The sequence below is a fragment of the Aequorivita capsosiphonis DSM 23843 genome, assembly GCF_000429125.1.
Classification (GTDB): Bacteria; Bacteroidota; Bacteroidia; order Flavobacteriales; family Flavobacteriaceae; genus Aequorivita; species Aequorivita capsosiphonis.
The window spans coordinates 16,758-42,510 of the sequence record NZ_AUBG01000017.1 but is presented as its reverse complement, the minus strand read 5'-3'; the positions used below and the strand labels follow the sequence as shown (position 1 = coordinate 42,510).

Genomic DNA, 25,753 nt, shown 5'->3' with positions numbered 1-25,753 from the left:
GATATATAATGTTTATCCCAATAATAAAATTATACTAAAGTTTGAAGGACCAAAAAAGATACCAAAAATTTAAACTTTAGTGTTTCTTTAATATAGCGCTACAGAAGAAGACTTTAAATTTATACCTTATAAAATTCTTGGAACGACTTTTGTAAATTATAAAACACTTATTAACTTATAAAATATTTATTATGAAAAATATCCTACTTTTTTTGGCGCTCTCCTCTACCATTCTATTTACTTCTTGTGAAGGTGACCCAGGACCTCCGGGACAAGATGGAGGTTTATTATTTGCACAGGTTTTTGAAAGTACCGTTAATTTTCAAGTAGATTCACAAACTGGGCTTCCTACAGCTGTCATTGGCTTTCCTATTGAGGTTTTTGAATCTGATGTTGTTTTAGTATATCGGTTAGAAAAACAAGTAGACGTTAATGGCGGAACATTTGACTCATGGTCACCACTGCCTCAAAATTTCTTCTTCTCTAATGGAGATATTCTTCAGTATATTTTTAATCATACCCTCTTTGATGCAGAAATTCAAGTTGATGGAAATTTTGACACTACTACCAGTGGTTCAGATTTTCTCAACAATCAGACATTTCGTGTAGCAATAATTCCTGCCGAATACGCAAAATCAAACCCTTCTATGGAAGATATTTTAGAAGTGATGCGTACAAATGGTAACCAGATAGAAAAAATAGAGCTTTAATATGAAGTTTATAAGTGCCATTATTATTTTTAGCAGTTTGCTTTTCAGTTGCAATATCCCTGCACAGAAAAGCAAATTGGAAAGACAGGAAAGCTTTAAAATTTCTAAGACAGATGCCGAGTGGAAAGCCCAGCTATCTCCTTTGGCATATAATGTGCTTCGCCACGAAGATACTGAACGCGCATTTTCAAGTGAGTTAAACAACAATCACGAAGCAGGAACTTATGTTTGCGCTGCATGTGGCACTCCGGTATTTGAAAGCAATCATAAATTTGACAGCGGAACAGGCTGGCCTAGCTTTGACAGAGAAGTTAAGGGCAATGTAAGTTTTTCAAAAGACAGAAAGCTTGGTTATAGCCGAACAGAGGAACATTGTTCTTCCTGCGGCGGCCATTTAGGGCATGTTTTTAATGATGGCCCAAGAGAAACAACAGGAAAAAGGCATTGTATTAATGGTGCTGCATTAAATTTTATACCGAAAAATGGAAAATCAGAATAAGTATCCAATAAATAAATCAGAAGCGGAATGGCGCGAGGAGTTAGGCGAGAAACGCTACCATATTCTCCGAGAAAAAGGAACGGAGTACCCACGAACTGGCCAATACAATCTCGCCTTCGAAAAAGGCACTTATGTTTGTGGCGCTTGCCATACCCCACTGTTTAAAAGCGACAATAAATTTGAGAGTAGCTGCGGCTGGCCCTCATTTGATGATGCTATTGAAGGGGCGATAGAATTTGTGACCGATAAAACCCACGGAATGATCCGCACCGAAACCCTCTGTGCCAACTGTGGAAGCCATCTTGGGCACGTTTTTGAAGATGGTCCCTCTGAAACTGGACAGCGTTATTGTATCAATTCGCTTTCCTTGGATTTTAAAAAGAAATAACATCTACAAATCACAAATTTCCAGTACCAATTAATCCCAAAAACCAAATTCCAGAGGTCGGTTCTTTGGAATTTGGATTTTGGCATTTGTTATTTGCTTTTTGTTATTTGGAATTTCATTTAATTCCTTTTGAATTTCGTAATTTCGTAGCTTCGAAAAACACAGACTTAAATTCAGAAAATGAGCAAATACGATGTAATAGTTTTAGGAAGTGGCCCAGGAGGTTATGTTACCGCCATAAGAGCTTCACAATTAGGCTTAAAGACAGCCATTATTGAAAAAGAAAGCCTTGGTGGCGTTTGTTTAAATTGGGGATGTATTCCCACAAAAGCACTTTTAAAGAGCGCACAAGTTTTTGACTATCTAAAACACGCAGACAGTTACGGTCTTACCGTAAAGGAATTTGATAAAGACTTCGGAAAAGTGGTTGAACGAAGCCGCGGTGTTGCAGAAGGCATGAGCAAAGGGGTTCAGTTTTTAATGAAGAAAAATAAAATTGACGTTATTAACGGCTACGGGAAACTGAAAACCGGTAAAAAAGTGGACGTTGATGGAAAGGAATATTCCGCAGACCATATAATTATTGCTACGGGGGCGCGCTCTCGCGAATTACCAAATCTAAAACAGGATGGTAAAAAAGTTATTGGCTACCGCGAAGCTATGACTCTAAAAAAACAACCAAAAAGTATGATAGTTGTGGGTAGTGGCGCTATAGGCTCTGAGTTCGCTCATTTCTACAATTCCATGGGAACTGAAGTTACTATTGTAGAGTTTTTACCAACTCTTGTTCCCTTGGAGGACGAAGACGTTTCAAAACAATTTGAACGTTCTTTCAAAAAAGCGGGAATAAAAGTTATGACCAATTCTTCAGTTGAAAAATTGGATACTTCAGGAAAATTGGTGAATGCCACTGTAAAAACTAAAAAAGGGGAAGAGATTCTTGAAGCCGAAGTTGTTCTTTCTGCTGTTGGTATTGCTTCCAATCTTGAAAACATCGGGCTAGAAGATGTTGGTATTGCTACCGACAAAGGAAAAGTAATGGTTAATGATTACTATCAAACCAACATTCCAGGCTATTATGCAATTGGAGATATTGTTCCGGGTCCTGCCCTAGCCCACGTGGCTTCTGCCGAAGGAATTACTTGTGTTGAAAAAATCGCAGGTCTTAATGTAGAACCAATTGACTACGGAAATATCCCCGGTTGCACCTATGCAAGTCCAGAGATTGCCAGCGTTGGTATGACTGAAAAACAAGCAAAGGAAGCTGGTTATGAACTTAAAGTTGGGAAGTTCCCTTTCTCAGCCAGTGGAAAAGCGAGCGCTTCAGGCGAAAAAGACGGCTTTGTAAAAGTAATCTTTGATGCTAAGTATGGCGAATGGTTAGGCTGCCATATGATTGGTGCCGGCGTTACCGATATGATTGCGGAAGCAGTATTGGGAAGAAAATTGGAAACCACGGGCCACGAAGTGCTTAAAGCAATTCACCCACACCCAACGATGAGTGAAGCAGTTATGGAAGCTGTTGCAGATGCTTATGGGGAAGTGATACATTTATAAGGGCCACAGCCCCCTCCGCCCCCAAAGAGGAAATTTCACTGTTATAAAATAAAAAAGCTCCGAAAGGAGCTTTTTTTATTGAGTTTAAGTAAGAGTTCCCCCCTTTGGGGGTCAGGAGGCTTGGGGGCTTGGGACTAAACTTAACAACGCCAATTCATAACCCTGTAATCCGAAGCCAACAATAATACCTTTGGCATTAGGCGAAATATAACTTTTATGTCTAAAGTCTTCACGCGAAAAGGTGTTTGAAATATGAACCTCTACCACTGGGGTTGTTATGGCTTTTACGGCATCAGCTATTCCCACAGAAGTATGGGTATAAGCAGCGGCATTCAGAATGATTCCGTCATAATTATATCCAGTTTCTTGAATTTTGTCTATTAGCTCCCCTTCAATATTCGATTGAAAATGCGAAAGTTCTATCTTTGAAAATTTCTGCTGCAACTTTGCAAAAAAATCGGTGAAAGTTTCGTTTCCGTAAATGTTGTTTTCTCGGTTCCCGAGCAAGTTAAGATTGGGACCGTTAATGATGATTATTTTCATATTTCAAATATAAATGAAATATAAAGTACCAAGGTTTATTTAGAAAAAATATCCGGCCGATAATTGAAGAACATTGCTTTTTGTTTTTGAGTCTTTTAAATCAGCATCATTTATATTTGATATTCCAAAATTATAGCGGATTCCAAAAAATAAATCTGAAATCAATTTATAGGAAGCCCCAAAACCGAAAGCAAAGTTCAAAGATTTGTAGTTATCGGTAATATCTATAGTCTCTCTCCCTCCTTCACTCGTTAAAGTTGCATTATATTTTGCAGATGCTAAATACTCCATAACAGGACCAGCTTCAGCGCTTAGGCCATCTAGGATATAATATTTCCCAAGAACTGGTACTTGTACATTATGCGTACCGATTCTGCCAGCGCCTGAATTTATATTGGTTCCTTGATATGAATAAAGTAATTCAGGCTGTATTGAAAACATTTCGGTTAGAGAGATTTCAATAATCCCGCCCAAATGAAATCCAACCTTTCCGTCGTATCCAGAATATGGGTCATTGGTACTCCCGCTGAATTTTGAAAGATTCATTCCGGCCTTTACGCCGTAAACCACATTTTGTGAAGTGGATGTAGTACTAATAAAGAAAGTCACAATAATTATTAAGTAGAATTTTTTCATAATAGACTGTTTTACAAGCATAAACTAATGTAATATTAATAAAAAATAGCAAATAAAAAAAGCAGAAACCAATAGGCTCCTGCTTTTTCAATATCTATTTAAGTTGTTTTAGAAGGAATATCCCGCTGAAATTTGAAAGACGTTACTTTGGTTTTTATAATTATCTTCGTCCATATCATTTACATCCAATAATCCTTTGTTATAGCGAAGACTAAAGAACACTCCCATATTAAGTCTATAGGTGGCCCCGACCGCTATGGCAGCGTCAAAAGATTTATAAAAATCTTTAGCGTCTTCATCACCTGCCTTTGCTGAGACTAAAACGCCAAAAGAGGGCCCTAATTCGGCACTCAAGCCTTCAATAATATAATATTTGGCCAAAACAGGAACACGGATATAGTCTAATTTAATATCATTACTCGCAGAACCAAAGCTAAAATCCGATCCTTCGGAAGAGTATAATATCTCTGGTTGCAAGGCAAAGTTGCCTTTTAATGGAATCTCTGCTAAAGCACCAAGGTGAAAACTGGTTCTAGAGCCCAAACTTCCTAAGCCATAACTATCACCTCCAAGTGAAGCTACATTAAGACCGAGTTTTGCTCCCAATCGAATTTCTTGGGATTGTGCAGTGGTACACGTCAAGGCTACAACTGCAATAAAGAGTAAAATTTTTTTCATAATGGTTAAGATTTAAAAATTTATAATTAAAGACACTATTGTCGTTTCTAAATATAATAAACTTCTTTCAGACTAGAATGCTTTCTGTTTTAAAACATTACAATGTATAATATAAGGGTGAAAATGTTTAATTTAAAAAAATGATTGAATTTTATTAATGAACAAACCTATCTATCTTCTATAGAATGAGCAACCCCGACTTAGTATTTGGTAGCTATTATTTAGAATTTGGTGAAAGCAAAACCCCTTAAAACCATAAGATATTTATTGCGAATGTTTCCATATGACGGCTTCGGTGCATTTGTTTAAATTTTGCTCCTGGAAGCATTATGCCGGTATATATTCAGTGTAAGTAAAAAAAGAGAACTCATCCAAGCCTAGCCTCATAAGCCAAATTATACGACATGCGGTTTTCTAGACTAAAATCAAATAAACACTACTCTAATCGAACAATAATAAGTTTTTTTAACAAAAAAGCCACCCGGAAATGGTGGCTTCATATATTTAATTTTTGAATGCTATAATTACAGAAAAGAATAGCCTAAAACTACCGAGGCAAATTTGTGTGTTCCCCTAGCTCGAGGATCGTCTGTGATATCGGTGAAACCTAGATGAATCCGACCCTCAACTTGAAACCCATCTAGAAATTCATAACCAAAACCTGCTACACCGGAAATATCAAGATCATTAGCTTCAGCCGTTATTCCAACTCCTTGATAGACTGCTCTTAAATCAGAATCTATTAAGTAACCAAATTGCGGTCCAATTTGAAAGCTCAAACCTTCACCTTCCACTAAATAATACTTAAAAACAATCGGTAAGTTGATATAGGTTAAATCAAACCTTCCATTCGCTTTTGTTATTGTTGCTCCTTGTTCCGAATAAAGTAAATCTGCTTGTACCCCAAACTTTTCTGAAAAATTTATTCCCACAAAAACACCTGCTTGAAGACCTTTTTTATACTGTAGGTTTAGAGCGTCTAGATCTCTTATATTGGAAAAGTTAATACCAGCTTTAATTCCAAGATCTATATCTATTTGTGAAAATGCGGTGGTTCCCATAAACATAATCATCACTGCAGCAATCAATTTTCTCATAATAACTAGGTTTTGAGTTTTAGTTAAAACGCAAATATAAGTTAATCTTACATTCTAAAATGTATATACTTTATGTTAAGTATTATTTTTAATGATATTAATCAAACCTACTAAGCGACAGCATAATTAGAGTCTGGCCGAAATTGGATTGGTTTAAAGGAGCTTCGTTCGAAAAAATTCAAACCTATAACTCATAAAAAAAGCCATCCAAATTGGACGGCTTAGATAATTATTATATTAAGTTGGTTATAAGAAAGAGTATCCTAATGCAACTGAAAATACACTATTCTTTCCATCAGCTCCATCTATTTTAGAGACATCTGTAAGTCCGAAGTTATAACGAGCATCTAGACGAATTCCAAAAGGAAAGTCATATCCTGCGCCCACAACACCTGAAAGGTCGAAATTTTCAGCCTTAGCATCAGTTACAACATCTCCAAGGTCAACAGTTATCTTGTCGTCAACAATAAAACCAAATTGCGGTCCAGCCTGTATGTTTAAGCCTTGAAATAAATAATATTTCAGCACAACTGGAACGTTAATATAGGTAAGATCAAAATCTCCAAAATCAAAGTCACCTCCTTGTTGTGAATAAAGCATATCTGCTTGAATCCCAACTTTATCAGTAAACTTTATTCCTGCGAATATACCCGCTTGAAAACCAGTTTTGTTTGAAAGTCCACTTGCATCTGAAATATTAGCAAAGTTAGCCCCAGCTTTTATACCAAGATCAATTTCCTGTGAAAAAGCAGTTGTTCCCATAAAGATTGCGACTACCGCTATCATTAGTTTTTTCATAATACTAAATTTTAAATTTTTTTATTAACCGACAAAGATACCTTTATTGTGGAAGCTTAAGATATATTTAGTTTTTTGTTAACTATTTCCGTACACCCATTTAAATTTTGCACTGTAAATTTGTTTGTTTAATCGTTATTAGTAGTAATATAGCACTGTGAATTGGCAACAGACTTTAAAGGACTATCAAAACTACCTCCGCCTAGAGCGTGGCCTGTCAGAGAATTCCATTGTCAACTACTCTTTAGATGTAAAGAAACTGATGCGGTGGCTAGAAAATAATGAAGTAAAACACTCTCCTATCACTATTTCCGAAGAAACCTTGCAGCAATTCATTTATGATATTGCGAAAAAAGTGAATCCACGCTCACAAAGTCGGCTGATTTCTGGATTGAAAGGATTTTTCAACTACCTGATTTTTGAAGATTTCCGAAAAACGAATCCCTTAGAACTTATTGAATCCCCAAAATTAGGACGAAAACTGCCTGACACCCTTGCAATTGAGGAGATTGATAAACTTATTGCAGCCATCGACCTAAGCTCCAAACAAGGCGAACGCAATCGTGCTATCCTTGAAACCCTTTATGGTTGCGGACTCCGTGTATCGGAACTGACTGACCTAAAAATATCAGATCTTTATTTTGACGAAGATTTTATCAAAGTAACAGGAAAGGGCGACAAACAGCGCTTGATTCCCATTGGACCAACCACCGTAAAATATATCAATATTTATAGAAAGGAAATCCGTGTACACCAAGATATAGATTCGCAAGCTAAAGACACCCTGTTCTTAAACAGACACGGAAAATCACTAACGCGAGCCATGATTTTTACCATTGTAAAACGTTTGGCCAAAGAAGCAGGAATTCAAAAAAATATTAGCCCCCATACTTTCAGACACTCTTTCGCCACACATCTTTTAGAAAACGGCGCAGATCTACGTGCCATCCAACAAATGCTTGGCCACGAAAGTATTACTACTACTGAAATTTACACCCATATTGATAGAAAGCATTTAACGGAAGTTATTAATCTGTATCACCCTAGGAAGTGAGTTCTCAGGGATCAGTATTCAGTATTCAGTATTCAATGGGCAGTAGGCAGTAGGCAGTAGGCAGTAGGCAGTAGGCAAAATTCCAAAAAATAAATTCCAAATTCCAAACTGGCCGTCTTTCATAAGCATCATCCTGAAAAATACGTTTTTGAAATTATTCCTCCTTACGATAAACTTTTAAACTCCTCAACACTTAAACTCTTCTAGTGCTACGGCCACCATTACTCCTAGACTCCTAGACACTTTCCACTTCCATTGGGTTAAATAAAACCCAAACTCCCTCAAATCCTTTACTCTGGCGATACTCTTTCGTAATTTCAAAATTATATTCTTAAAACGAAAAAATTATGAAAACACTTAAATTCCAAAACGGAGATACCATGCACGCCATAGGCTTAGGAACCTGGAAAGCAACTGGAAATGAATTAAAAAAAGCAGTCAAAGACGCTATCTATGCGGGATATCGGCACATAGATACTGCTAAAAATTATGGAAATGAAGAAATTATTGGTGAAGCTCTTGCCGAAATATTTGCCGAAGGTGAAATATTCCGCGAAGACCTATTTATAACCTCAAAACTTTGGAATGATGCCCATGCTGAGGGCCAAGTAATCCCAGCATTACAGGATTCATTAAAAAAATTAAAACTCGATTATTTAGACCTTTACCTTATTCATTGGCCCGTTGCCTTCAGAAATGGAGTCGATTTTCCAAAGAAACCAGATGACTATCTAACTCCTGAAGAAGCACCGATTATTGACACTTGGATGCAGATGGAAGAAGCTAAAAAGGATGGAATGGCAAAACATATTGGCGTTTCTAATTTTAGTGAAAAGAAATTAAAAGATCTCGTTTCAAAGGCAACAATAAAACCTGAAATGAACCAAGTGGAGCTTCACCCTTTATTACAACAGGATTCTTTATTAGCCTATTGCAAGAGTGAAAACATTCTGGTAACCGCCTATTCTCCATTAGGCTCTGGAGACCGTTCCAAGGCCATGAAAGCTGATGACGAACCCAATATGATGGAAATTGATACTTTAAAGGAAATAGCGCGAGACCGCAGCGCTATTGTTCCACAAGTGTTGATTGCTTGGCACAATCACAGAGATTGCGCCGCCATTCCAAAATCAACCACTAAAGATCATATAATCGCCAATTTTCAAGCGGCAGATGTTTCGCTAACCGATTCGGATATGAAAAAAATAGCCAAACTAGATCGTCACTATAGATATATCAACGGAAAGTTCTTTGAGGAGCCTTCCAAAGGTTATGAAAACCTTTATGATGAAGCCTCCTAATAACAGCCCCCTCCGCCCCCGAAGGGGGAACTCCACTGTTATAAATAAAAAAAGCTCCCTTCGGAGCTTTTTTTATTAAGTTAGAGTAAGATTTCCCCCTTCGGGGGCTAGGGGGCTTTTACTTCGCAATATTAACTGCGCGTGTTTCCCGAATAACAGTAACCTTAACTTGTCCTGGATACGTCATATCAGTTTGTATTTTTTGTGAGATCTCAAAAGAAAGTTGCGCTGCTTTTTCATCGCTCACTTTTTCACTTTCCACCATTACACGAAGTTCACGTCCAGCTTGGATTGCATAAGCTTTATTAACACCTCCAAAACCGAAAGCAATATCTTCTAAGTCCTTCAAACGCTGGATGTAAGAGTCCAATACTTGACGTCTTGCTCCAGGTCTTGCACCGCTAATAGCATCACAAACCTGAACGATTGGTGAAAGTAATCCTGTCATCTCAATTTCGTCGTGGTGAGCACCAATAGCATTACAAACTTCTGGTTTTTCACCAAATTTTTCAGCCAATTGCATTCCTAAAAGTGCGTGTGGCATTTCGGTTTCGGTTTCTGGTACTTTCCCAATATCGTGAAGCAATCCTGCGCGTTTGGCTAGTTTAGCGTTTAAGCCAAGCTCCGCAGCCATAACACCACACAGTCTCGCAACTTCGCGTGAGTGATGCAAAAGGTTTTGACCATAAGAAGAGCGATACTTCATACGTCCTACCGCCTTGATAAGCTCAGGATGTAAACCGTGAATTCCTAATTCGATAACCGTACGCTTTCCTACTTCAATTATCTCTTCTTCAATTTGTTTCGTAGTTTTTTGAACCACTTCTTCAATTCTCGCTGGGTGTATACGTCCATCCGTCACTAATTTATGAAGTGATAAACGGGCAATTTCCCTTCTAACGGAATCAAAACAGGAAAGAATAATAGCTTCAGGAGTGTCATCAACAATAATCTCAACGCCAGTTGCGGCCTCAATAGCACGAATATTTCGACCTTCACGACCAATAATTCTACCTTTTACATCATCACTTTCAAGATTGAAAACAGAAACACAGTTTTCTACCGCCTCTTCGGTCCCTATGCGTTGAATAGTATTGATAATTATTTTTTTTGCTTCCTGTTGTGCAGTCATTTTAGACTCTTCCACAGAATGCTGAATGTAAGCCATTGCTTGTGTTTTAGCTTCATCCTTAAGGCTCTCCATCAATTGTGACTTCGCATCTTCTGCTGAAAGACTGCTTATAACCTCCAATTGCTCTACTTGACTTCTGTGAAGTTTTTCAACCTCCGTTTGTTTTTTGTCGAGTACAAGTATTTTTTCATCAAAATCCTTTTGTTTAGATTCTAGACTTGCAGAAAGTTTCTTTGTTTTTGCCAACTCGCCCGAGGCTTGTGATTCCTTATCTCGAGTTCTTTTTTCTGCGTCAGAAATTTTCTTATCACGGCTTAATATTACTTTTTCGTGTTCCGATTTAAGTTCTAAGAACTTTTCTTTGGCCTGAAGTATTTTATCTTTTTTGATAGTTTCAGCTTCAGATTTCGCTTCTTTCAGTATTGATGATGCGCTTTTCTTTGCTCTTAAAATCATTTTGGAAGCATTGCTGCGTTCCAACATTTTTGCAATAAAAAAACCAATAGCAATACCAACGATGGCGCCGATTACACTAGTTATTATGATGTCCATTTTTTCGTTGAATTATATGTATAAAAAAAGCCTACATCAATATATTTATTTTGAATAAACTCCTTAAAATGAATGTTTAGGGCTAACAAGCTGGTCAAGTATCCGTTCAAAGACGGCTCGCTTTTACAACTTTAACTCACCCTTTTTAAAGAATTCGTGTTGAGTTTACCAAAAATTAGTATTAATGTAGGCAGTAACCTTATTTAATTTAAAGAACGTTATGATAGCTGCTCCTGCAGTAAACGATTTAAAGTCTTTAGCTTTTCCTCTGTTTCTTGCGTGACGCTAGTGGTATCAATTTGTTTTTGCTCTACCTGTGCGGCAAACTGTAAGGCACACATGGCCAATACATCCTGCTTGTCGCGGACGGCATAACTTTTTTCGAACTTTTTAATCATTTCTTCTATCTTTTTTGAAGCCAACCTAAGGCCTTCTTCCTGCGACGGATTGATGGTCAGAGGGTAAACCCGGTCTGCTACTGATAGTTTAATTTTTAATGGTTCGGCCATTGTTATATTTTTATTCGGAAATACTAGTTATACACTGGTCAATTTCCCGAATGAGCGCGTTTATCTTGAGTTTAGTTTCTCGTTTATGTTGGTTGCTGCCAAGTATTGAATTTGCCAGCCTTAATGACTCACACTTTTCAGACCAAGACTCAATTTCCTTTTCGAATTTTGGCTGTTTTAGTTTTAAAACCTTGAGTTCTTCTTCTAATTCCGCATTGGCGTTTTTCAATTTCTCGTGCCTTGTGAGCAGCTCGCCAATCCTATTTTCAAGAGAATCAACTATTTCAGAAAGATTACTCATTAAATTCTGTGTTCAATACTTCTAACACAAAGTTAGCATACCATCGTTAATACGCAAACAGTTTTTCATAATTTTTTGAAATATTGAAAAAGCCCTGCAATTAATCACACATCCCTCCATTTAATTGCAACGTATTCTTAATTTTGCAGCATGAAGAAGTTTTTATCCTTTTGCCTGCTTTTTAGTGGGTTTGCATATAGCCAAAGCAATATTCCCACAGATTACTTTTCAAATCCGTTAGAGATTGATCTGATTCTCTCAGGCAGTTTTGGTGAGTTGCGCTCCAATCATTTCCACAGTGGTTTGGATATTAAAACCAAACAGCGGGAAGGGCAACCCGTTTTTGCGCCTGCCGATGGTTATGTTAGTAGAATAAAAGTTGGAAGTTTCGGCTACGGGAAAGCTCTATATATTCTTCACCCGAACGGCTACACCACTGTATATGGTCATTTGCGAAGCTATGCTGGGGCTATTGAAAAATATGTTAAGGATACACAATATGAAAAGGAGACCTACGAAACAGAGCTTTTCCCAGATAAAACCTTGTTGCACGTTAAAAAAGGCGATTTAATTGCATATACCGGCAATACAGGCGGTAGTGGCGGTCCGCATTTGCATTTTGAAATCCGCGATGCAGCCCAAAGACCCATGAATCCACTTCTCTTTGGAATTGAGGTGCCAGATTCAAAAACTCCAATTGTCAGCGCAATATTCGCCTATCCCATTGGGGAAGATGCGCACGTCAATCAAGGCCAAAACAGAACGAAGCTACGTTTAATAAAGCAAAAAGATGGCAACTTTAAAACCGAAGATATAACCGCTTATGGTAAAATTGGCTTCGGAATTACCACCTATGACCAACTGGATGGTGCTTCAAATAAAAACGGAAGTTATAAAATAGAGACGCGATTTAATGGTGCTGAAAAATTTGAAGTGATCTTCAATAAGTTTGCGTTTTCCGAAACTCGATACCTAAATCGTTATGTAGACTATGAATACTGGGAAACCAACAAAAGTAGAGTTCAAAAGTTATTTAGGGAGCCAAACAATCCGCTAAGCATAATTACCAAAGAAGATGATAACGGTTTTGTAACCGTAAAAGACAGCCTGCATTCCATATATTCCATAGAAGTTTCAGACTTTAAGGGTAATAGAAGGTTTATTTCGGTGCCAATTGAAGGTGCTAAAATGGAGATTCTGGAACCGAAGAATATTGTTAAAACAGACGACTATATTTATGCAGATCATTCCAACTCCATAACCAAAGGCAAATACAGCATTTATATACCTGCGAACAGCCTATATGAAGACACCTATCTCAATATAAAAAATGAAGGAGATACCTTAATTTTCCATGAAGACGTGATCCCTATTCACACCAATATTTCAATCACGGCAGATATTTCAGCATATAAAGATGTAGATAAAGACAAGCTATATATAGGAAGATTGAATTACAGGGGACTCCCCTATTACAATTCAACGAAGCGAATAAACGATAAACTCGTTACAAAGACTAGAACCTTTGGCACCTATGTAATTGCTTCAGATACGATTCCGCCAGAAATTAAACCCGTTAATTTTTCAGAAGGGAAATGGATTAGCAACCAAAACTTTCTTCAGGTTAAAATAACGGATGACCTTAGCGGTATAAGCTCATATAGAGCAACTATCAATGGAAAATTCGTTTTAATGGAATATGAGTACAAAAAAGACGTTCTAACTTATAATTTCAATGATAATGTGAATTTAGATTCTGAGAATAATTTGAAAGTTATTGTAACAGATAATGTTGGAAATAGTGCTACATTTGAAGCAAAATTTTTCAGAAAACACCCCTAAGCCTTGCTTTTGAAAACAACTAAACTATCGCTCACGCTCCTTTTATTTCTTTTCGCAACCGTTGTGTTTGCTCAAAAAGCCGTCATAAAAGGAATTATTCTTGACGAAAACAGCTTGCCGATCGCTGGTGCAAACGTACTGTATAATGACACGGGAACTATTTCAGATTTCAATGGTTTCTATCTGTTGGAAATCCCTTCAAACCAAGATATTACCATTACGTTTTCACACGTTGGTCATAAAAAAGTACAAGTAACGGTGAATCTTTCACCAAACGAAGATTATGAGCTAAACCCAGTTATTAACACGACAATCGAGCAGATAAGTGAAGTAGTTATTTCGGGTCGTGAAAATAAGCGCGTTCAAGGTGTTACTACTATTTCCCCTGAAGTGATCCGTAAAATGGTTGGTGCAAATGCAGGGGTTGAAAACTTGCTAAAATCACTTCCCGGAGTTAGTGGAAATGATGAATTGAGCACCCAATACGCCGTTCGTGGCGGAAACTATGACGAAAACTTGGTCTATGTAAACGACATAGAAGTATATCGTCCGTTTCTGGTTAGAAGCGGGCAGCAAGAAGGTTTAAGCTTTGTAAATAGCGACCTTACTAGTAACGTAGATTTTTCCGCAGGTGGATTTCAAGCGAAATATGGCGACAAGCTTTCTTCAGTTTTGGACATCACCTACCGCCGTCCAGTTAGCTTTGGGGCAACAATAGATGCAAGTCTTTTGGGGGCAAGCGCTTCTGTGGAAGGAGTTTCAAAAAACGGCCGCCTCTCCGGAATTATGGGAATTCGCTATAGAGATAACAGTCTTTTTGTAAATTCAAAACAGACAGAAACCAATTATAGACCGAAGTTTGCAGATGCACAGACTTATTTAACCTATAAGTTTAGCAATAAATTTGAACTTAGCTTTTTAGGAAATATTTCTTTAAACGAATACAAATACAAACCATTAACCAGACAGACAAATTTCGGTACCATTACCGATCCTATTGCTTTGCTTGTTTTTTATGAAGGGCAGGAGGAAGATAAATACAGCACGTATTTTGGAGCATTAAAATCTACTTGGGTAGTTTCAGATAACTATACGGCTAAATTTATTGGCTCGCTATACCAAACTACAGAGCAGGAACATTTTGACATTCTCGCTGAATATCGTTTAGGGGAAGTGAATACCGAAATTGGAGGCGAAGATTTAGGTGAAGTAGAATTCACCCGCGGAATAGGTGGTCAACTCACCCACGCCCGGAATGACTTGGATGCGCTGATTCTTAACCTAGAACATAAAGGAAACCTTTCCATTGAAGAAAATAATTTTGAATACGGCATCAAATACACCCGCGAGGATATTAGAGACCGCGTTCAGGAATATGAAATTATTGATTCTGCTGGGTTTTCTATAAGACCACCAATATTTCCACCGAACAATCAACCTTATCAGGCAGACACTTCGCCAATAGTGCCTTATACAGATGTCCGTGCGCTTAACGACACTCAAATTGATCGTTTTTCAGGATATGCGCAATGGAGTAGAAAAACGAATCTTGGCAATAGTGAGCTTTGGTTAAACGCCGGAGTTCGCGCCCACAATTGGACGGTAAGCGGAAAAAACATCGAAAGCAATACGCAGACTGTTTTTAGTCCACGCGGACAAGTAGCCTTAAAACCAGACTGGGATATGGATATGCTTTTCCGTCTTTCTGGTGGTGTTTACAACCAACCGCCTTTTTATCGAGAATTGCGTGACTCATCTGGTACCGTTCGTCCAAATGTAAAAGCGCAAAAATCCATTCATATTGTATTTGGAAACGATTACAGTTTTAAAATGTGGGATCGTGCTTTTAGGTTAAACTCCGAACTCTACTACAAGCATTTGACCGATGTAAACCCATATTCCTTAGAAAATGTACGCATTCGTTACCGAGCTAATAACAACGCCGTTGCCTATGCCTACGGACTTGATTTGCGATTAGCGGGTGAATTCGTCCCTGGGACAGAAAGCTGGTTGAGTTTTGGCTATTTAAAAACAGAAGAAAACATCGATGATCGCGGCTATATATTTCGGCCAACAGATCAACGCCTGAAATTTGGAATGCTCTTCCAGGATTATATTAAAGTAATCCCTTCTATGAAAATGTATCTAAACTTAACTTATAACACAGGACTTCCGGGCGGCTCCCCTAGTTATGCCGATCCATATAAATATCAAGTGCGTTTACCGGATTACAAACGCGCAGACATCGGGATGAGCTATGTAATTGTGGACGACACAAAACTAAGAGACAGTGGCTGGTTAAAGCCTTTTAAGGAATTGACTGTTGGCGCAGAGATATACAACATTTTTGATGTACAAAACTCAATCACAAACACTTTTGTTAGAGATGTTTACACCAAAGTGCAATACTCCATCCCAAACTATTTAACGCCACGTGTATTTAATGTAAGACTTACTGCGAAGTTTTAAGGGGAAGGAAAGGTTTCAGGTTCAAGATTCAAGGTTCAAGGTTCAAGGTTTGAAAATTCAAAATTCAAAAAGTATTGACGTTCATTAATTCGTCATCCTACTTTGGCTGGTACGCGTTTTCAATTTCATCTTCATCTTCATATTGAAAGTCACGTGCGCTCCTTCCCCTTTCAGTAATTTTAAAATAAAAAGACGAATAATTTTTCAGGGAAGGTGCTTTGCCCTTCGAAGCTTTTCAGCGAAGAAGTGGCAGGTGGGAAACAGTTTAATTATATCGCTAAATTTATAATCCAGCTGCCATGCCTCCGGCAGGTAAAACGGAAGGGGTTTCAGGTTCAAGGCTTCAGGTTCCAATTTCAAAGTTTGGAAATTCAAAATTCCAAAAGTATTGACGTTCCTTAATTTGTCATCCTACTTTGGCTGGTAAGTGTTTTCGGTTTCGCTCCTACGGCGGGCCGGCGTTTTCGATTTCATTAATGCCTTAACTCTGCGTTCTCCGGGCTTTTGCGGTGGATAAAACCACAGAGGCACAAAGCACACAGAGTTTTTTTACAGTTGGCGGGTTGCAGGTTGAAAGTTCAAAACTCCAAAACCAACGATCATCTTCGATTTCGTTTTCGATTTCATTTTCATCTTCTCCTTAATTCTCAACAAACTCCTTCAAAACATCAATCACATAATCAATTTCTTCCTTCGTATTAAAACTGGAAAAAGAAAAACGGATGGATGGTTTTTTAAGGTCTTCTTCCGAAAGGATGGCGTTTAGAACGTGTGAACCACCTTCGCTCCCACTTTGGCAAGCGCTTCCTTTGGAACAGGCAATTCCTTGTAAATCCAATTGAAACAAAAGCAACATGGCTTTTTCAGCAGAAATTGGAAGGCAAGCATTTAACAAGGTATAGGTGCTGTTTTCATTGTTATCACAACTTCCGTTGAACTTTACGCCGGGAAGGTTCTGTAAAAGCTGCGACTTAAAGTAATCTTTTAAGTCAGTTATATAAGTACGCTCCTGTTCAAGGTTTTGATAGGATATTTTTAAGGCCTCAGCCATTCCTGCAATCGCGTAAACGGCTTCGGTTCCTGCACGCATTCCTCGCTCCTGTTCCCCACCGCGAATCAAGGGTTGTAACCGCGCATTTTTTCTGATAAAAGCAAAACCAGCCCCTTTTGGTCCGTGGAATTTATGGGCTGCCGCTGCGGCAAAATCAATTGGAATCTCTTTAAAATCCAATTCATAATGACCAACAGATTGTACGGTATCGCTATGAAAAAAGGCATCGTATTTTTTACATAAAAGCGCGGTCTTTTTTAAATCAAGCACATTTCCCACTTCATTATTAACGTGCATCAAGCTCACTAATGTCCTTTTTGAAGTATCTGCCAATAAACTTTCCAAATGCGCATAATCTACGTGTCCGCAGGCGTCTAGTTTTACAAAATCCAACGCAATATCGTATTCTTTTTGAAGCCATTCCAAAGTATGTAGCACGGCGTGGTGTTCTATTTTGCTGGAAATAAAACGCTTTACACCAAGGTCCCTAACGGCGCTTGTAAGTATCAAATTGTCTGCTTCCGTTCCCCCCGAAGTAAAGATTATTTCACTTGCCGAAACGTTTAATGATTTGGCAATCTCTTTTCTAGCATTCTCAAGTATCGATTTAGAAGACCTACCGTAAGAATGTGTAGATGAAGGATTTCCATATTCATTTTTTAAAACATCAGTAATGGTTGTAATCACTCCTTCCCTTAACTGTGTGGTCGCGGCATTATCAAAATATACTTTTTTCATTCGAGGATTTTTTTATACAAATAGATTTAGGATCCTTTCAATTTAACGCGTTTTTAGCGGTACTATTTAAGAGTACAAAAATACATATTAAATCAGTTTTGCCAGTCTTTCAGTTTAAAAGAAATGCGTTACTTTGTATGTATTTTATTCACCACGAATACACGAATTATATTTTTTGATAGTTTTGCAGCATCTTTTTATAAGTGTCTCACGAAGCTTAAGGAATATGAAATTTTTGCAATGGTGCTTTATGCGGCATATCAAAAACATTCGTGGTAAATCATCCCGCAAACAAAACTAAATATGAATAAATTCCTTGCCCTTTTTTTCTTCGCTAGTATCTTTCTTCAAAGTTGTGATGACGGTGACATTATAGTAACGACTTTTAATTTTGACGATGTCGATCTACAAAAATGCGGCACCCTGGGAAACTATGTTTTTTATAAGGTAAACCCAGAAGCTAAAGAAAGTCTTTCCTTGAAATTGTCTGTTACCGACAGTTTATATAAGGAAGACGGCGTAAAAGAGTATCCACTAAACGGTACTACCTTTTTTATGAACTACAGAAATTATGACGGCGCCTTAGGCAACGATTACTTTTGTAGTAGCATTCCGCCAACCACGCCAAGCGTTACCGTAGATTATCTGGCCCAGTCTGGAACGGTGATTGTAACCACTACCTTTATATATGACGATAATGATGGCGTTCCCAAGGAATTTGAATTCGATGGCGATACCGATGGCGATGGCATCCCCGATTATTATGACGAAGATGATGACGGCGACAATGTGCCTACCATTCGCGAATTAAATAATGAGGACGACGATGACGATCCAATGACCAATCCCAAAGATACCGATGGCGATGGAATCCCAGATTTTCTAGATAATGACGATGACGAGGATGGTGTTTTAACCCGCAAGGAAGACGCAAATATGAATCGCGATCCTACGGACGATAAAACAGATCCAACAGTTGGTGCAGACTACTTAAACCCTGCGGTTTCAAACAGCTATGAAGTGAACCAATATCGATTACATAAATACACCATCAAGAAAAACGTACAGATAACCGTAAAAAACCTGGTACTTGAAAGTGGCGAAGAACAAATAACCATTGAAACCTTAGATATGGGAACCATTGAAAGCGTGGAAGTTATCAATAAACAAGTTACACCCTCTCTGTAATGGCGAATGAATAATTTGAGCCACCACTCGCTACCGACTGTCGGTATTGATATTGTGCCATTAAGATCGGTGTTTATCGAGCAATCTCACGTCTCACACCTAATCTAAAATGTCTAATGAATAACGACGAATTTATAATGTGAGCCACTACCGTCTACCGTCTACCGTCTAAAGATTACCAACTATAAACTACTGCTTCTCCTGAAAAATATAAACCTCCGTTGCGCCTCGGCCGTATTTTTTATAATCGGCATCGTAGAATTTTAGATTTTCGTAGCGGTTAAAAAGATATTCCAATTCGGTGCGGAGCACGCCTTCGCCAACTCCGTGAATAAAAACTATTTTTTGGATTCGTTTTGAAATGGCAAAATCCAGCTGTCGTTTAGCAGTTTCCAATTGGATGTTGAGCATTTCGTAATTGTCCAAGCCGCGGGTTTTGGGAACTAATTGATTGATGTGTAAATCTACCTCCATCGGCGGCAGGCTGCGTTCCTTGGGTTTAATGCGGACGGTTTTTCCCGGTTTTTTATGTTCTTTTTCTGCAATTATTTCAGAAACATCCATCCGTGCCAAATCGCTTTTTTTAAGCGAACCATCTACTACGATAAGTTCATGTTCACTGAAGTCAATCTCGAAATCGTCGGTTGTCAAAATAGTTATGGTGTTCCCTTTCACTTCAGTAACAACCCCTGAAATAGCATCATCCAACACCGAAACTTTATCTCCTTTTTTCATAGTTACTTCTTAATCCTGATTTTAAACAGCTTGATTACACTGAGACCTCAAAAATATTCTTTTAATCCAAGATTCTAAAAAACATAGGACTTTCTTTAAAATACTAGCTATTTTTCGGTAAAACAGCCAACATAATAACCTCTAAACGAAAATTTTAAGTATTTTGCAGCGAACCAGCCAATATCTTAAATATTATTTTTAAATTTAAACCGTGAATACAAAGGTCTTACTGGCTCAATCTCGGGTTTAAAAACCGTAAAAATATGAAAAAACCACTACTCTTTTTAGCATTACTTTTAACTTCTGCCGTTGCATTTGCGCAGTTGAGCGTTCGGCCCACACCGGGACCATCAAGTACTGACTCTTATATATATGTAAAGGATCAGATTCTTTATGTTAAAAATGAAATTAATCTCGAAAAAAATAGTGCTGGAGATGAAGAGGCTAGTGTCTACCTTCGTAATGGCGGACAATTGATTCAAGGGGGTACTACATCTACAAATACAGGCGATGGCTTCCTTTCCGTCCAACAAAATTCACCGGTAACAAATGCCTTTGCGTATTATGACTGGTGCTCTCCAGTTGGAAATCCAACAATTGCAACCTCTGGAAATACCAATTTCGGTCTTGGGAGTATCTATGAAGATCAAAACGGTTCAACCCCAGGCGAAGGCACAAAAGCAATTTTAAGCGCAAACATACCTGGTAGAGATGGATTTTCAAGTCCACTTACTATTTCGAGACGTTGGTTATATATTCTAACTACACCTGGAACTGAAGCTGAAGCTAATTACCAAAGAATTAATGCTTCGCCAGGCGCGTCTCCTGGATTTGGGTTTACGATGAAAGGGGTTAATAAAGGAACTGAAGCTTCAAATGATCCTGAAGCAGCACTGGATCAAATCTATGAATTCCGAGGAAGACCAAATAGTGGTGATTTTGTAATTCCGGTAGACGGCCCTAGTGTTGGTCAAGATGCGAAGATGACTCTTTCTGGCAATCCTTACCCTTCTGCACTTGATATGCAACAAGTTTTTTCAGACACCGATAATGTAGCATTAAATTCGATATTTTATTATGACGAGGACAGATCGGTCATGTCTCATTATTATAGCGACAAACCTTTTGGATATGGAGTTTGGATTAAGGGAAGTGGCGGAAATGGTTCGTTTACAAAAGCTACCTTTTATATTTGGAAAGCAGATGGTACCCACGGTGGGGATCCTGGGACTCCATCAGTAAGACCAAATAACCCTGGACAGTATGCTCCAATAGGGCAAGGATTTAGACTTGTGGGGAACTCTAGCGGAACTGTTACAATCAAAAATTCTCATAGAGTTTTTGAAAAAGAAGGAAGTAATTCGGTTTTCTATCGACCCACTGCCGTTAGTACAAATGACGAGGAGGCTAACATAAACGATCCTAACGCAGACATTTCCGCAGAATATGAGGTGGAAGACACGCGTACCCCACAATTACGCCTATATGTAGTTTTTGATAGTGCGCTCACTCGTGATATGCTCCTTTTATTCTCCGATGAAACGACAGATGGATACGACCGTGGTTATGATGGTTTAAGCCCTGCTGGCATGAAATCCGATGTGTTCTTTCCAATTAGTGGTGCTGATGGTGTAAAACTTCCCTATGTAATTCAAGGCACCAATTATAATGAAGACAAGCAAATTCCTATTACTCTAAAATTACATCAACCAAGTCACGTAGATTTTCGTGCTGTAGAGGAAATAAACAAACCTTATCAAAGAGCTTATCTTTTTGACAATTACGAAAACACCTACACCCTATTGCACCGCGGAAACCTATCTGCAGGTATGACGCTGCCAGCTGGAGTTTACGAGGATCGTTTTTATATTGTTTTCCGCAATCCAAATTTAAGAAGTGATGTTCCAGAAACGCAACTCTTGGCAAATGAGGCCGCTAAGAAAAATGTGAACTTCTTCCAAAACAATCCTGCAAAGCAGTTGGAAATCCGCAATCCAGAGGGCTATACCCTAAAATCTGCGGAGGTTTATGATATGGCGGGTAAATTGGTAATCAATGAACGGAACTTGGGCGACAATACTACATATTCCTTCTACACCGGTAATTTAAGTGATGGTGTCTATTTGGTAAAACTTACCACTTCAGAAAATATTACCTTAGACTATAAAGCTATAGTTCATAATAAATAACAAATGCTTTTGTTATTAGACGGCCTTGAAAAGTATATGATTCCTTGTGTGAACAAGAAAATCTTTGGGGTGGAATGTTTGGGCTGTGGCATGCAGCGTGCAACAGTTCACCTTTTTACTGGGGAATTTGCGGCGGCATTTAAGGTTTATCCGGCCATTTATTCCATCTTCTTCCTGTTGACAGTAATCTTCGTTAACTTCTTTGTAAAATTCAAATTCGATTATCAAGTTAAAATTGGACTTATCATTTTAAACGCCCTTGTAATGGTGGTGAGTTATTTTATAAAAATGAGTCATTTTACGTAACCGAAGCATCTAGGCTTTATAATTTTTGGTATTTTTAGAGCATCAACTAAAAACACTAAAATTTTATGGAACAACAAAAACTACCCAACTCAACCTTAATCCTCGTCTTTGGAATTATTTCCATCGTTACTTGTTGCTGTTATGGTATCGGAATCATTTTCGGAATTGTCGCTATCGTTATGGCCGGCAGCGCAACAAAGATTTATATGGAAAACCCAGAACTTTATACAGGCTTTCAAAACGTAAAAACAGGAAAGATACTTTCAATTATAGGAATAGCTTTAAGCGCAATTTACTTGGCCTATACCATTTATCTTTTCTCAACAATTGGAATGGACGGAATTATGAATATGAACGAAGAAATCATGGAGCAAAATACGGAATGTAAAAACGCTCTTTATAACTAAAAAAAACGGCCTCGATAAAAATCGGGGCCGTTTTCGTATGTAATAATTATTAGTTCTCTGTGATCCCGATAGCTATCGGGACTGTGTAATAACCCGTATAGATATAACACGAAGTTTCACCAAGGCAACACAAAGTCTCACAGAGGAAAATATTATTTTTCGAATTCCTTCAGTGTATTGATAATAATAGAAACACAATCTCTCAACTGCTCTTCGTTCATCACCAATGGCGGTGCAAAGCGAATAATGTTTCCGTGGGTTGGTTTTGCAAGCAATCCATTATCACGAAGTTTTAAACAGATGTTCCAAGCGGTATCGCTGTCTTCACTATCATTAACAACAATCGCGTTCAACAATCCTTTTCCGCGGACCAATTTTGTGATCGTACTGGTTTCGATATATTTATTTAATTCACTTCGGAATAATTTTCCAAGTTTTTCAGCATTCTCCGCCAATTTTTCATCCCGAACCACGCTTAACGCAGCCATTGCTACTGCAGCAGCCACAGGATTTCCACCAAAAGTAGAACCGTGATTACCAGGCTGGATAACTTCCATAATGTCATCGTTTGCCAAAACAGCAGAAACTGGATATGCTCCACCGCTCAAGGCTTTCCCTAAAATTAAAAGATCTGGTTTTACATTTTCGTGATCAACCGCCAAAAGTTTTCCAGTACGGGCGATTCCTGTTTGCACTTCATCGGCAATAAAAAGCACGTTATGTTTTTCACATAAAGCTTTTGCCTTGCTTAAATAGCCTTCCGTTGGCACATAAACTCCCGCTTCTCCTTGGATAGGCTCCACTAAGAAACCTGCGATATTTTTGTTGCTCTCTAATTGCTGTTCAAGCGCTTCAAGATTATTGTAATCAATTTTTATAAATCCTTTAGTGTAAGGTCCAAAATGCTTTCTGGCTACAGGATCGTTGCTAAAAGAGATAATAGTAGTTGTTCTTCCGTGGAAGTTATTGGCACATACTAAAATTTCAGCTTCGTTTTCGTCTAATCCTTTCTTTTCATAAGCCCATTTTCTACAGATTTTCAAAGCAGTTTCCACCGCTTCGGCACCTGTATTCATTGGAAGTAATTTATCAAAATTAAAAAACTCGCAAGCAAATTTTTCATATTTCCCTAACACATCATTATGAAATGCACGTGAAGTAAGCGCTAGTGTTTGTGCTTGCTTGGTCATTGCATCCACAATTGCTGGATGGCAGTGCCCTTGATTTACCGCTGAATAAGCCGAAAGAAAATCATAGTATTTTTTTCCTTCCACATCCCAAACATACACACCTTCTCCCCTGTTTAAAACCACAGGTAGCGGATGATAGTTATGGGCTCCGTATTTGTTTTCCAATTCGATAGCTCTTTCTGAAGCTGTTTGCTCTAAAACTGACATAAGTTGTAATAATTTGATGTAAAAAATAAATGATTCCTGATTTATGGAGCGGAATCCTCCCTTGGCCGCAAATTACTAAATAAATCCCACATTTTTTGAAGCCTTAACAGGATTTAAACATAACAATTGTGCTACTTTTGCGCTTATGGCAAGAAGAAACAACAAAGTTATTTTTAAAGACCTCGAAGTGATTGATGCAGGCGCCAAAGGCAAAGCTGTAGCAAAGACGCCAGATGGTAGGGTTCTTTTTATTGACAACGCAGTACCGGGAGACATTGTAACGGTACAGACACATAAAAAACGAAAAGCCTATTATGAAGGCTCGGCGATTTCCATTACAAAGGCTTCCGAAAAGAGAGTTGAACCCGTTTGTCCGCACTTTGGTACTTGCGGCGGTTGCAAATGGCAAAACATGGGTTATGAGCACCAATTGTATTATAAACAAAAGGAAGTAGAACAAAACCTGCAACGTATTGGTAAAATTGAATTACCCGAATGTCAGCCTATTTTAGGTTCTGCCAAGCAATATTTCTACCGAAATAAAATGGAATTTTCTTTTAGCGACAGCAAGTGGCTAACTTTAGATCAGATTAAAAGTGGAAAGATCATAGAAGACCGAAATGCACTTGGCTTTCATATTCCTGGCATGTGGGATAAAATTTTAGATCTGGATGTTTGTTATCTGCAAGCCGAACCGAGTAATGCAATTCGTGATTTTGTAAAGGCGAAGGCAGAGGAATTGAATCTAACATTTTTCAACACTAGAAATCAGGAAGGTTTTTTACGCACCTTGATGTTACGTACCACTTCTACTGGGGAAGTAATGGTATTGCTTCAGTTTTTTCACGAAGATGAAGCCAATAGAAAGTTATTATTGGACGCTGTTGCAGAAGAATTTCCGCAAATCACTTCCCTTTTATATGTAATCAATTCCAAAGGAAACGATACTTTATATGATCAGGATATTCAACTTTTCTACGGAAGAGATCATATTTTTGAAGAAATGGAAGGGTTGAAGTTTAAGATAAACGCTAAATCTTTTTACCAAACCAATAGCGAGCAAGCTTACGAACTTTATAAGATCACCCGTGATTTTGCTGGCCTAAACGGGGAAGAATTGGTTTACGATCTTTATACTGGAACGGGAACCATTGCACAATTTGTCGCTAAAAAAGCGAAGAAGGTGATTGGTATTGAATCAGTTCCCGATGCTATTGAAGCAGCAAAACAAAATGCCCAATTAAACGAAATTGACAACGTTGAATTCTATGTGGGCGATATGAAAAAAGTTTTTAATCAAGAGTTTATCAATACCCACGGAACCCCAGATGTTGTGATTACAGATCCACCTCGAGACGGAATGCACGGCGATGTGGTTGCCCAATTATTGAATTTAGGAGCAGGAAAGATAGTGTACGTTAGTTGTAACAGCGCAACTCAAGCCCGCGATTTGGCCTTGTTGGATTCAAAATATAAAGTTGTAAAAGTGCAACCCGTAGATATGTTTCCACAAACGCATCACGTAGAAAATGTTGTACTTTTGGAGAAACGCTGAGTTTAAAAAAATGGACGTAGGACAAAAGGACGTAAGATCCTCCTACGGCGGACAAGCGTAGGATTGTTTGATCCTATCAAATGATAAATACATAATATTTAGCACCCGTCTTTTTTAGTCA

24 protein-coding genes and 1 other RNA gene are annotated in these 25,753 nt (G+C 38.2%); 13 read left to right on the top strand and 12 right to left on the bottom strand.

The genetic code is table 11. From position 1 onward, the window contains the following. Nucleotides 1-191 precede the first annotated feature (191 nt). The 4 genes from G440_RS0114755 (at nucleotide 192) to lpdA (ending at nucleotide 3,154) form a co-directional block, all read left to right on the top strand. Entirely contained in the window at nucleotides 192-710 is a 519-nt protein-coding gene (locus G440_RS0114755) for a hypothetical protein (RefSeq protein WP_026452020.1), read from the top strand. Nucleotide 711: 1 nt separating this feature from the next. Beyond that, nucleotides 712-1,209 carry a peptide-methionine (R)-S-oxide reductase MsrB gene (gene msrB / locus G440_RS0114750; RefSeq protein ID WP_026452019.1) on the top strand — a complete coding sequence of 166 codons (498 nt, stop codon included), beginning with the start codon at nucleotides 712-714 and terminating at the stop codon, nucleotides 1,207-1,209. Next, entirely contained in the window at nucleotides 1,193-1,597 is a 405-nt protein-coding gene (gene msrB, locus G440_RS0114745) for a peptide-methionine (R)-S-oxide reductase MsrB (protein ID WP_026452018.1), read from the top strand. The genes msrB (G440_RS0114750) and msrB (G440_RS0114745) overlap by 17 nt, the downstream gene beginning before the upstream one ends. 180 nt (nucleotides 1,598-1,777) lie before the next feature. Continuing rightward, nucleotides 1,778-3,154 (top strand): dihydrolipoyl dehydrogenase, encoded by a 1,377-nt coding sequence (gene lpdA / locus G440_RS0114740; protein ID WP_026452017.1) that lies wholly within the window; start codon nucleotides 1,778-1,780, stop codon nucleotides 3,152-3,154. A 111-nt stretch (nucleotides 3,155-3,265) separates the two neighbouring features. Here lpdA and aroQ read toward each other — a convergent pair whose 3' ends face one another. The 5 genes from aroQ to G440_RS0114715 form a co-directional block, all read right to left on the bottom strand. Beyond that, nucleotides 3,266-3,697 (bottom strand): type II 3-dehydroquinate dehydratase, encoded by a 432-nt coding sequence (aroQ, locus tag G440_RS0114735; protein WP_026452016.1) that lies wholly within the window; start codon nucleotides 3,695-3,697, stop codon nucleotides 3,266-3,268. A gap of 39 nt (nucleotides 3,698-3,736) precedes the next feature. Further along, complete coding sequence (locus tag G440_RS0114730; protein WP_169718966.1) at nucleotides 3,737-4,333, bottom strand: porin family protein; 597 nt, start codon at nucleotides 4,331-4,333, stop codon at nucleotides 3,737-3,739. A 108-nt stretch (nucleotides 4,334-4,441) separates the two neighbouring features. Then, a complete protein-coding gene (locus tag G440_RS0114725) occupies nucleotides 4,442-5,011 on the bottom strand; it encodes a porin family protein (RefSeq protein ID WP_026452014.1) in 570 nt (189 codons plus the stop codon). Between the two features lie 524 nt (nucleotides 5,012-5,535). Next, nucleotides 5,536-6,108, bottom strand: a complete 573-nt coding sequence (locus G440_RS0114720) for a porin family protein (protein WP_026452013.1) — start codon at nucleotides 6,106-6,108, stop codon at nucleotides 5,536-5,538. A gap of 246 nt (nucleotides 6,109-6,354) precedes the next feature. Continuing rightward, nucleotides 6,355-6,906: a porin family protein gene (locus G440_RS0114715; protein ID WP_026452012.1), complete on the bottom strand. Its 552-nt coding sequence runs from the start codon at nucleotides 6,904-6,906 to the stop codon at nucleotides 6,355-6,357. A 157-nt stretch (nucleotides 6,907-7,063) separates the two neighbouring features. Between G440_RS0114715 and xerD the strand changes: the two genes are divergently transcribed. Together xerD and G440_RS0114705 are read left to right on the top strand one after the other, a co-directional pair. Further along, entirely contained in the window at nucleotides 7,064-7,960 is an 897-nt protein-coding gene (xerD, locus tag G440_RS0114710; RefSeq protein ID WP_026452011.1) for a site-specific tyrosine recombinase XerD, read from the top strand. Between the two features lie 347 nt (nucleotides 7,961-8,307). Further along, nucleotides 8,308-9,261 (top strand): aldo/keto reductase, encoded by a 954-nt coding sequence (locus G440_RS0114705; RefSeq protein WP_026452010.1) that lies wholly within the window; start codon nucleotides 8,308-8,310, stop codon nucleotides 9,259-9,261. Between the two features lie 118 nt (nucleotides 9,262-9,379). On the opposite strand, the gene rny is transcribed toward G440_RS0114705, so the two are convergent. From rny to G440_RS0114690, 4 genes are all read right to left on the bottom strand, one after another. After that, entirely contained in the window at nucleotides 9,380-10,945 is a 1,566-nt protein-coding gene (gene rny / locus G440_RS0114700; protein WP_026452009.1) for a ribonuclease Y, read from the bottom strand. 56 nt (nucleotides 10,946-11,001) lie between these two features. Beyond that, a non-coding RNA gene (gene ssrS, locus G440_RS21015) (6S RNA) lies at nucleotides 11,002-11,110 on the bottom strand. 53 nt (nucleotides 11,111-11,163) lie between these two features. After that, a complete protein-coding gene (locus G440_RS0114695) occupies nucleotides 11,164-11,454 on the bottom strand; it encodes a cell division protein ZapA (protein WP_026452008.1) in 291 nt (96 codons plus the stop codon). A gap of 10 nt (nucleotides 11,455-11,464) precedes the next feature. Then, a complete protein-coding gene (locus G440_RS0114690) occupies nucleotides 11,465-11,755 on the bottom strand; it encodes a hypothetical protein (RefSeq protein ID WP_026452007.1) in 291 nt (96 codons plus the stop codon). A gap of 150 nt (nucleotides 11,756-11,905) precedes the next feature. Between G440_RS0114690 and G440_RS0114685 the strand changes: the two genes are divergently transcribed. Then, complete coding sequence (locus G440_RS0114685) at nucleotides 11,906-13,597, top strand: M23 family metallopeptidase (RefSeq protein WP_026452006.1); 1,692 nt, start codon at nucleotides 11,906-11,908, stop codon at nucleotides 13,595-13,597. Nucleotides 13,598-13,606: 9 nt separating this feature from the next. Then, nucleotides 13,607-16,066, top strand: a complete 2,460-nt coding sequence (locus G440_RS0114680) for a TonB-dependent receptor (protein WP_026452005.1) — start codon at nucleotides 13,607-13,609, stop codon at nucleotides 16,064-16,066. A 640-nt stretch (nucleotides 16,067-16,706) separates the two neighbouring features. Here G440_RS0114680 and G440_RS0114670 read toward each other — a convergent pair. After that, the gene (locus tag G440_RS0114670) at nucleotides 16,707-17,855 is read right to left on the bottom strand and encodes a cysteine desulfurase family protein (protein ID WP_026452004.1); all 1,149 of its coding nucleotides are present in this window, start codon (nucleotides 17,853-17,855) and stop codon (nucleotides 16,707-16,709) included. A 303-nt stretch (nucleotides 17,856-18,158) separates the two neighbouring features. Between G440_RS0114670 and G440_RS0114665 the strand changes: the two genes are divergently transcribed. Continuing rightward, on the top strand, nucleotides 18,159-19,043 hold the full coding sequence (locus G440_RS0114665) for a hypothetical protein (protein ID WP_026452003.1): 885 nt from the start codon (nucleotides 18,159-18,161) through the stop codon (nucleotides 19,041-19,043). 189 nt (nucleotides 19,044-19,232) lie between these two features. Here G440_RS0114665 and G440_RS0114660 read toward each other — a convergent pair whose 3' ends face one another. Next, nucleotides 19,233-19,778, bottom strand: a complete 546-nt coding sequence (locus tag G440_RS0114660) for a Smr/MutS family protein (RefSeq protein WP_026452002.1) — start codon at nucleotides 19,776-19,778, stop codon at nucleotides 19,233-19,235. Nucleotides 19,779-20,041: 263 nt separating this feature from the next. Between G440_RS0114660 and G440_RS0114655 the strand changes: the two genes are divergently transcribed. From G440_RS0114655 to G440_RS0114645, 3 genes are all read left to right on the top strand, one after another. Beyond that, nucleotides 20,042-21,967: a T9SS type A sorting domain-containing protein gene (locus G440_RS0114655; protein ID WP_026452001.1), complete on the top strand. Its 1,926-nt coding sequence runs from the start codon at nucleotides 20,042-20,044 to the stop codon at nucleotides 21,965-21,967. Between the two features lie 3 nt (nucleotides 21,968-21,970). After that, complete coding sequence (locus G440_RS0114650) at nucleotides 21,971-22,273, top strand: DUF2752 domain-containing protein (protein ID WP_026452000.1); 303 nt, start codon at nucleotides 21,971-21,973, stop codon at nucleotides 22,271-22,273. A gap of 65 nt (nucleotides 22,274-22,338) precedes the next feature. Continuing rightward, on the top strand, nucleotides 22,339-22,680 hold the full coding sequence (locus G440_RS0114645) for a CCC motif membrane protein (RefSeq protein ID WP_026451999.1): 342 nt from the start codon (nucleotides 22,339-22,341) through the stop codon (nucleotides 22,678-22,680). Nucleotides 22,681-22,832: 152 nt separating this feature from the next. On the opposite strand, the gene rocD is transcribed toward G440_RS0114645, so the two are convergent. Then, nucleotides 22,833-24,077 (bottom strand): ornithine--oxo-acid transaminase, encoded by a 1,245-nt coding sequence (rocD, locus tag G440_RS0114640; RefSeq protein WP_026451998.1) that lies wholly within the window; start codon nucleotides 24,075-24,077, stop codon nucleotides 22,833-22,835. A 145-nt stretch (nucleotides 24,078-24,222) separates the two neighbouring features. Here rocD and rlmD point away from each other — a divergent pair, with 145 nt between their 5' ends. Next, a complete protein-coding gene (gene rlmD, locus G440_RS0114635) occupies nucleotides 24,223-25,632 on the top strand; it encodes a 23S rRNA (uracil(1939)-C(5))-methyltransferase RlmD (RefSeq protein ID WP_026451997.1) in 1,410 nt (469 codons plus the stop codon). Nucleotides 25,633-25,753 lie beyond the last annotated feature (121 nt).

What these genes read in the sequence shown, in the direction of transcription:
- G440_RS0114755 (WP_026452020.1), top strand. Translation starts at nt 192, where the DNA reads ATGAAAAATATCCTACTTTTTTTGGCGCTCTCCTCTACCATTCTATTT.
- msrB (WP_026452019.1), top strand. Translation starts at nt 712, where the DNA reads ATGAAGTTTATAAGTGCCATTATTATTTTTAGCAGTTTGCTTTTCAGT.
- msrB (WP_026452018.1), top strand. Translation starts at nt 1,193, where the DNA reads ATGGAAAATCAGAATAAGTATCCAATAAATAAATCAGAAGCGGAATGG.
- lpdA (WP_026452017.1), top strand. Translation starts at nt 1,778, where the DNA reads ATGAGCAAATACGATGTAATAGTTTTAGGAAGTGGCCCAGGAGGTTAT.
- aroQ (WP_026452016.1), bottom strand. Translation starts at nt 3,697, where the DNA reads ATGAAAATAATCATCATTAACGGTCCCAATCTTAACTTGCTCGGGAAC.
- G440_RS0114730 (WP_169718966.1), bottom strand. Translation starts at nt 4,333, where the DNA reads ATGAAAAAATTCTACTTAATAATTATTGTGACTTTCTTTATTAGTACT.
- G440_RS0114725 (WP_026452014.1), bottom strand. Translation starts at nt 5,011, where the DNA reads ATGAAAAAAATTTTACTCTTTATTGCAGTTGTAGCCTTGACGTGTACC.
- G440_RS0114720 (WP_026452013.1), bottom strand. Translation starts at nt 6,108, where the DNA reads ATGAGAAAATTGATTGCTGCAGTGATGATTATGTTTATGGGAACCACC.
- G440_RS0114715 (WP_026452012.1), bottom strand. Translation starts at nt 6,906, where the DNA reads ATGAAAAAACTAATGATAGCGGTAGTCGCAATCTTTATGGGAACAACT.
- G440_RS0114705 (WP_026452010.1), top strand. Translation starts at nt 8,308, where the DNA reads ATGAAAACACTTAAATTCCAAAACGGAGATACCATGCACGCCATAGGC.
- rny (WP_026452009.1), bottom strand. Translation starts at nt 10,945, where the DNA reads ATGGACATCATAATAACTAGTGTAATCGGCGCCATCGTTGGTATTGCT.
- G440_RS0114695 (WP_026452008.1), bottom strand. Translation starts at nt 11,454, where the DNA reads ATGGCCGAACCATTAAAAATTAAACTATCAGTAGCAGACCGGGTTTAC.
- G440_RS0114690 (WP_026452007.1), bottom strand. Translation starts at nt 11,755, where the DNA reads ATGAGTAATCTTTCTGAAATAGTTGATTCTCTTGAAAATAGGATTGGC.
- G440_RS0114685 (WP_026452006.1), top strand. Translation starts at nt 11,906, where the DNA reads ATGAAGAAGTTTTTATCCTTTTGCCTGCTTTTTAGTGGGTTTGCATAT.
- G440_RS0114670 (WP_026452004.1), bottom strand. Translation starts at nt 17,855, where the DNA reads ATGAAAAAAGTATATTTTGATAATGCCGCGACCACACAGTTAAGGGAA.
- G440_RS0114665 (WP_026452003.1), top strand. Translation starts at nt 18,159, where the DNA reads ATGAATAAATTCCTTGCCCTTTTTTTCTTCGCTAGTATCTTTCTTCAA.
- G440_RS0114660 (WP_026452002.1), bottom strand. Translation starts at nt 19,778, where the DNA reads ATGAAAAAAGGAGATAAAGTTTCGGTGTTGGATGATGCTATTTCAGGG.
- G440_RS0114655 (WP_026452001.1), top strand. Translation starts at nt 20,042, where the DNA reads ATGAAAAAACCACTACTCTTTTTAGCATTACTTTTAACTTCTGCCGTT.
- G440_RS0114650 (WP_026452000.1), top strand. Translation starts at nt 21,971, where the DNA reads ATGCTTTTGTTATTAGACGGCCTTGAAAAGTATATGATTCCTTGTGTG.
- G440_RS0114645 (WP_026451999.1), top strand. Translation starts at nt 22,339, where the DNA reads ATGGAACAACAAAAACTACCCAACTCAACCTTAATCCTCGTCTTTGGA.
- rocD (WP_026451998.1), bottom strand. Translation starts at nt 24,077, where the DNA reads ATGTCAGTTTTAGAGCAAACAGCTTCAGAAAGAGCTATCGAATTGGAA.
- rlmD (WP_026451997.1), top strand. Translation starts at nt 24,223, where the DNA reads ATGGCAAGAAGAAACAACAAAGTTATTTTTAAAGACCTCGAAGTGATT.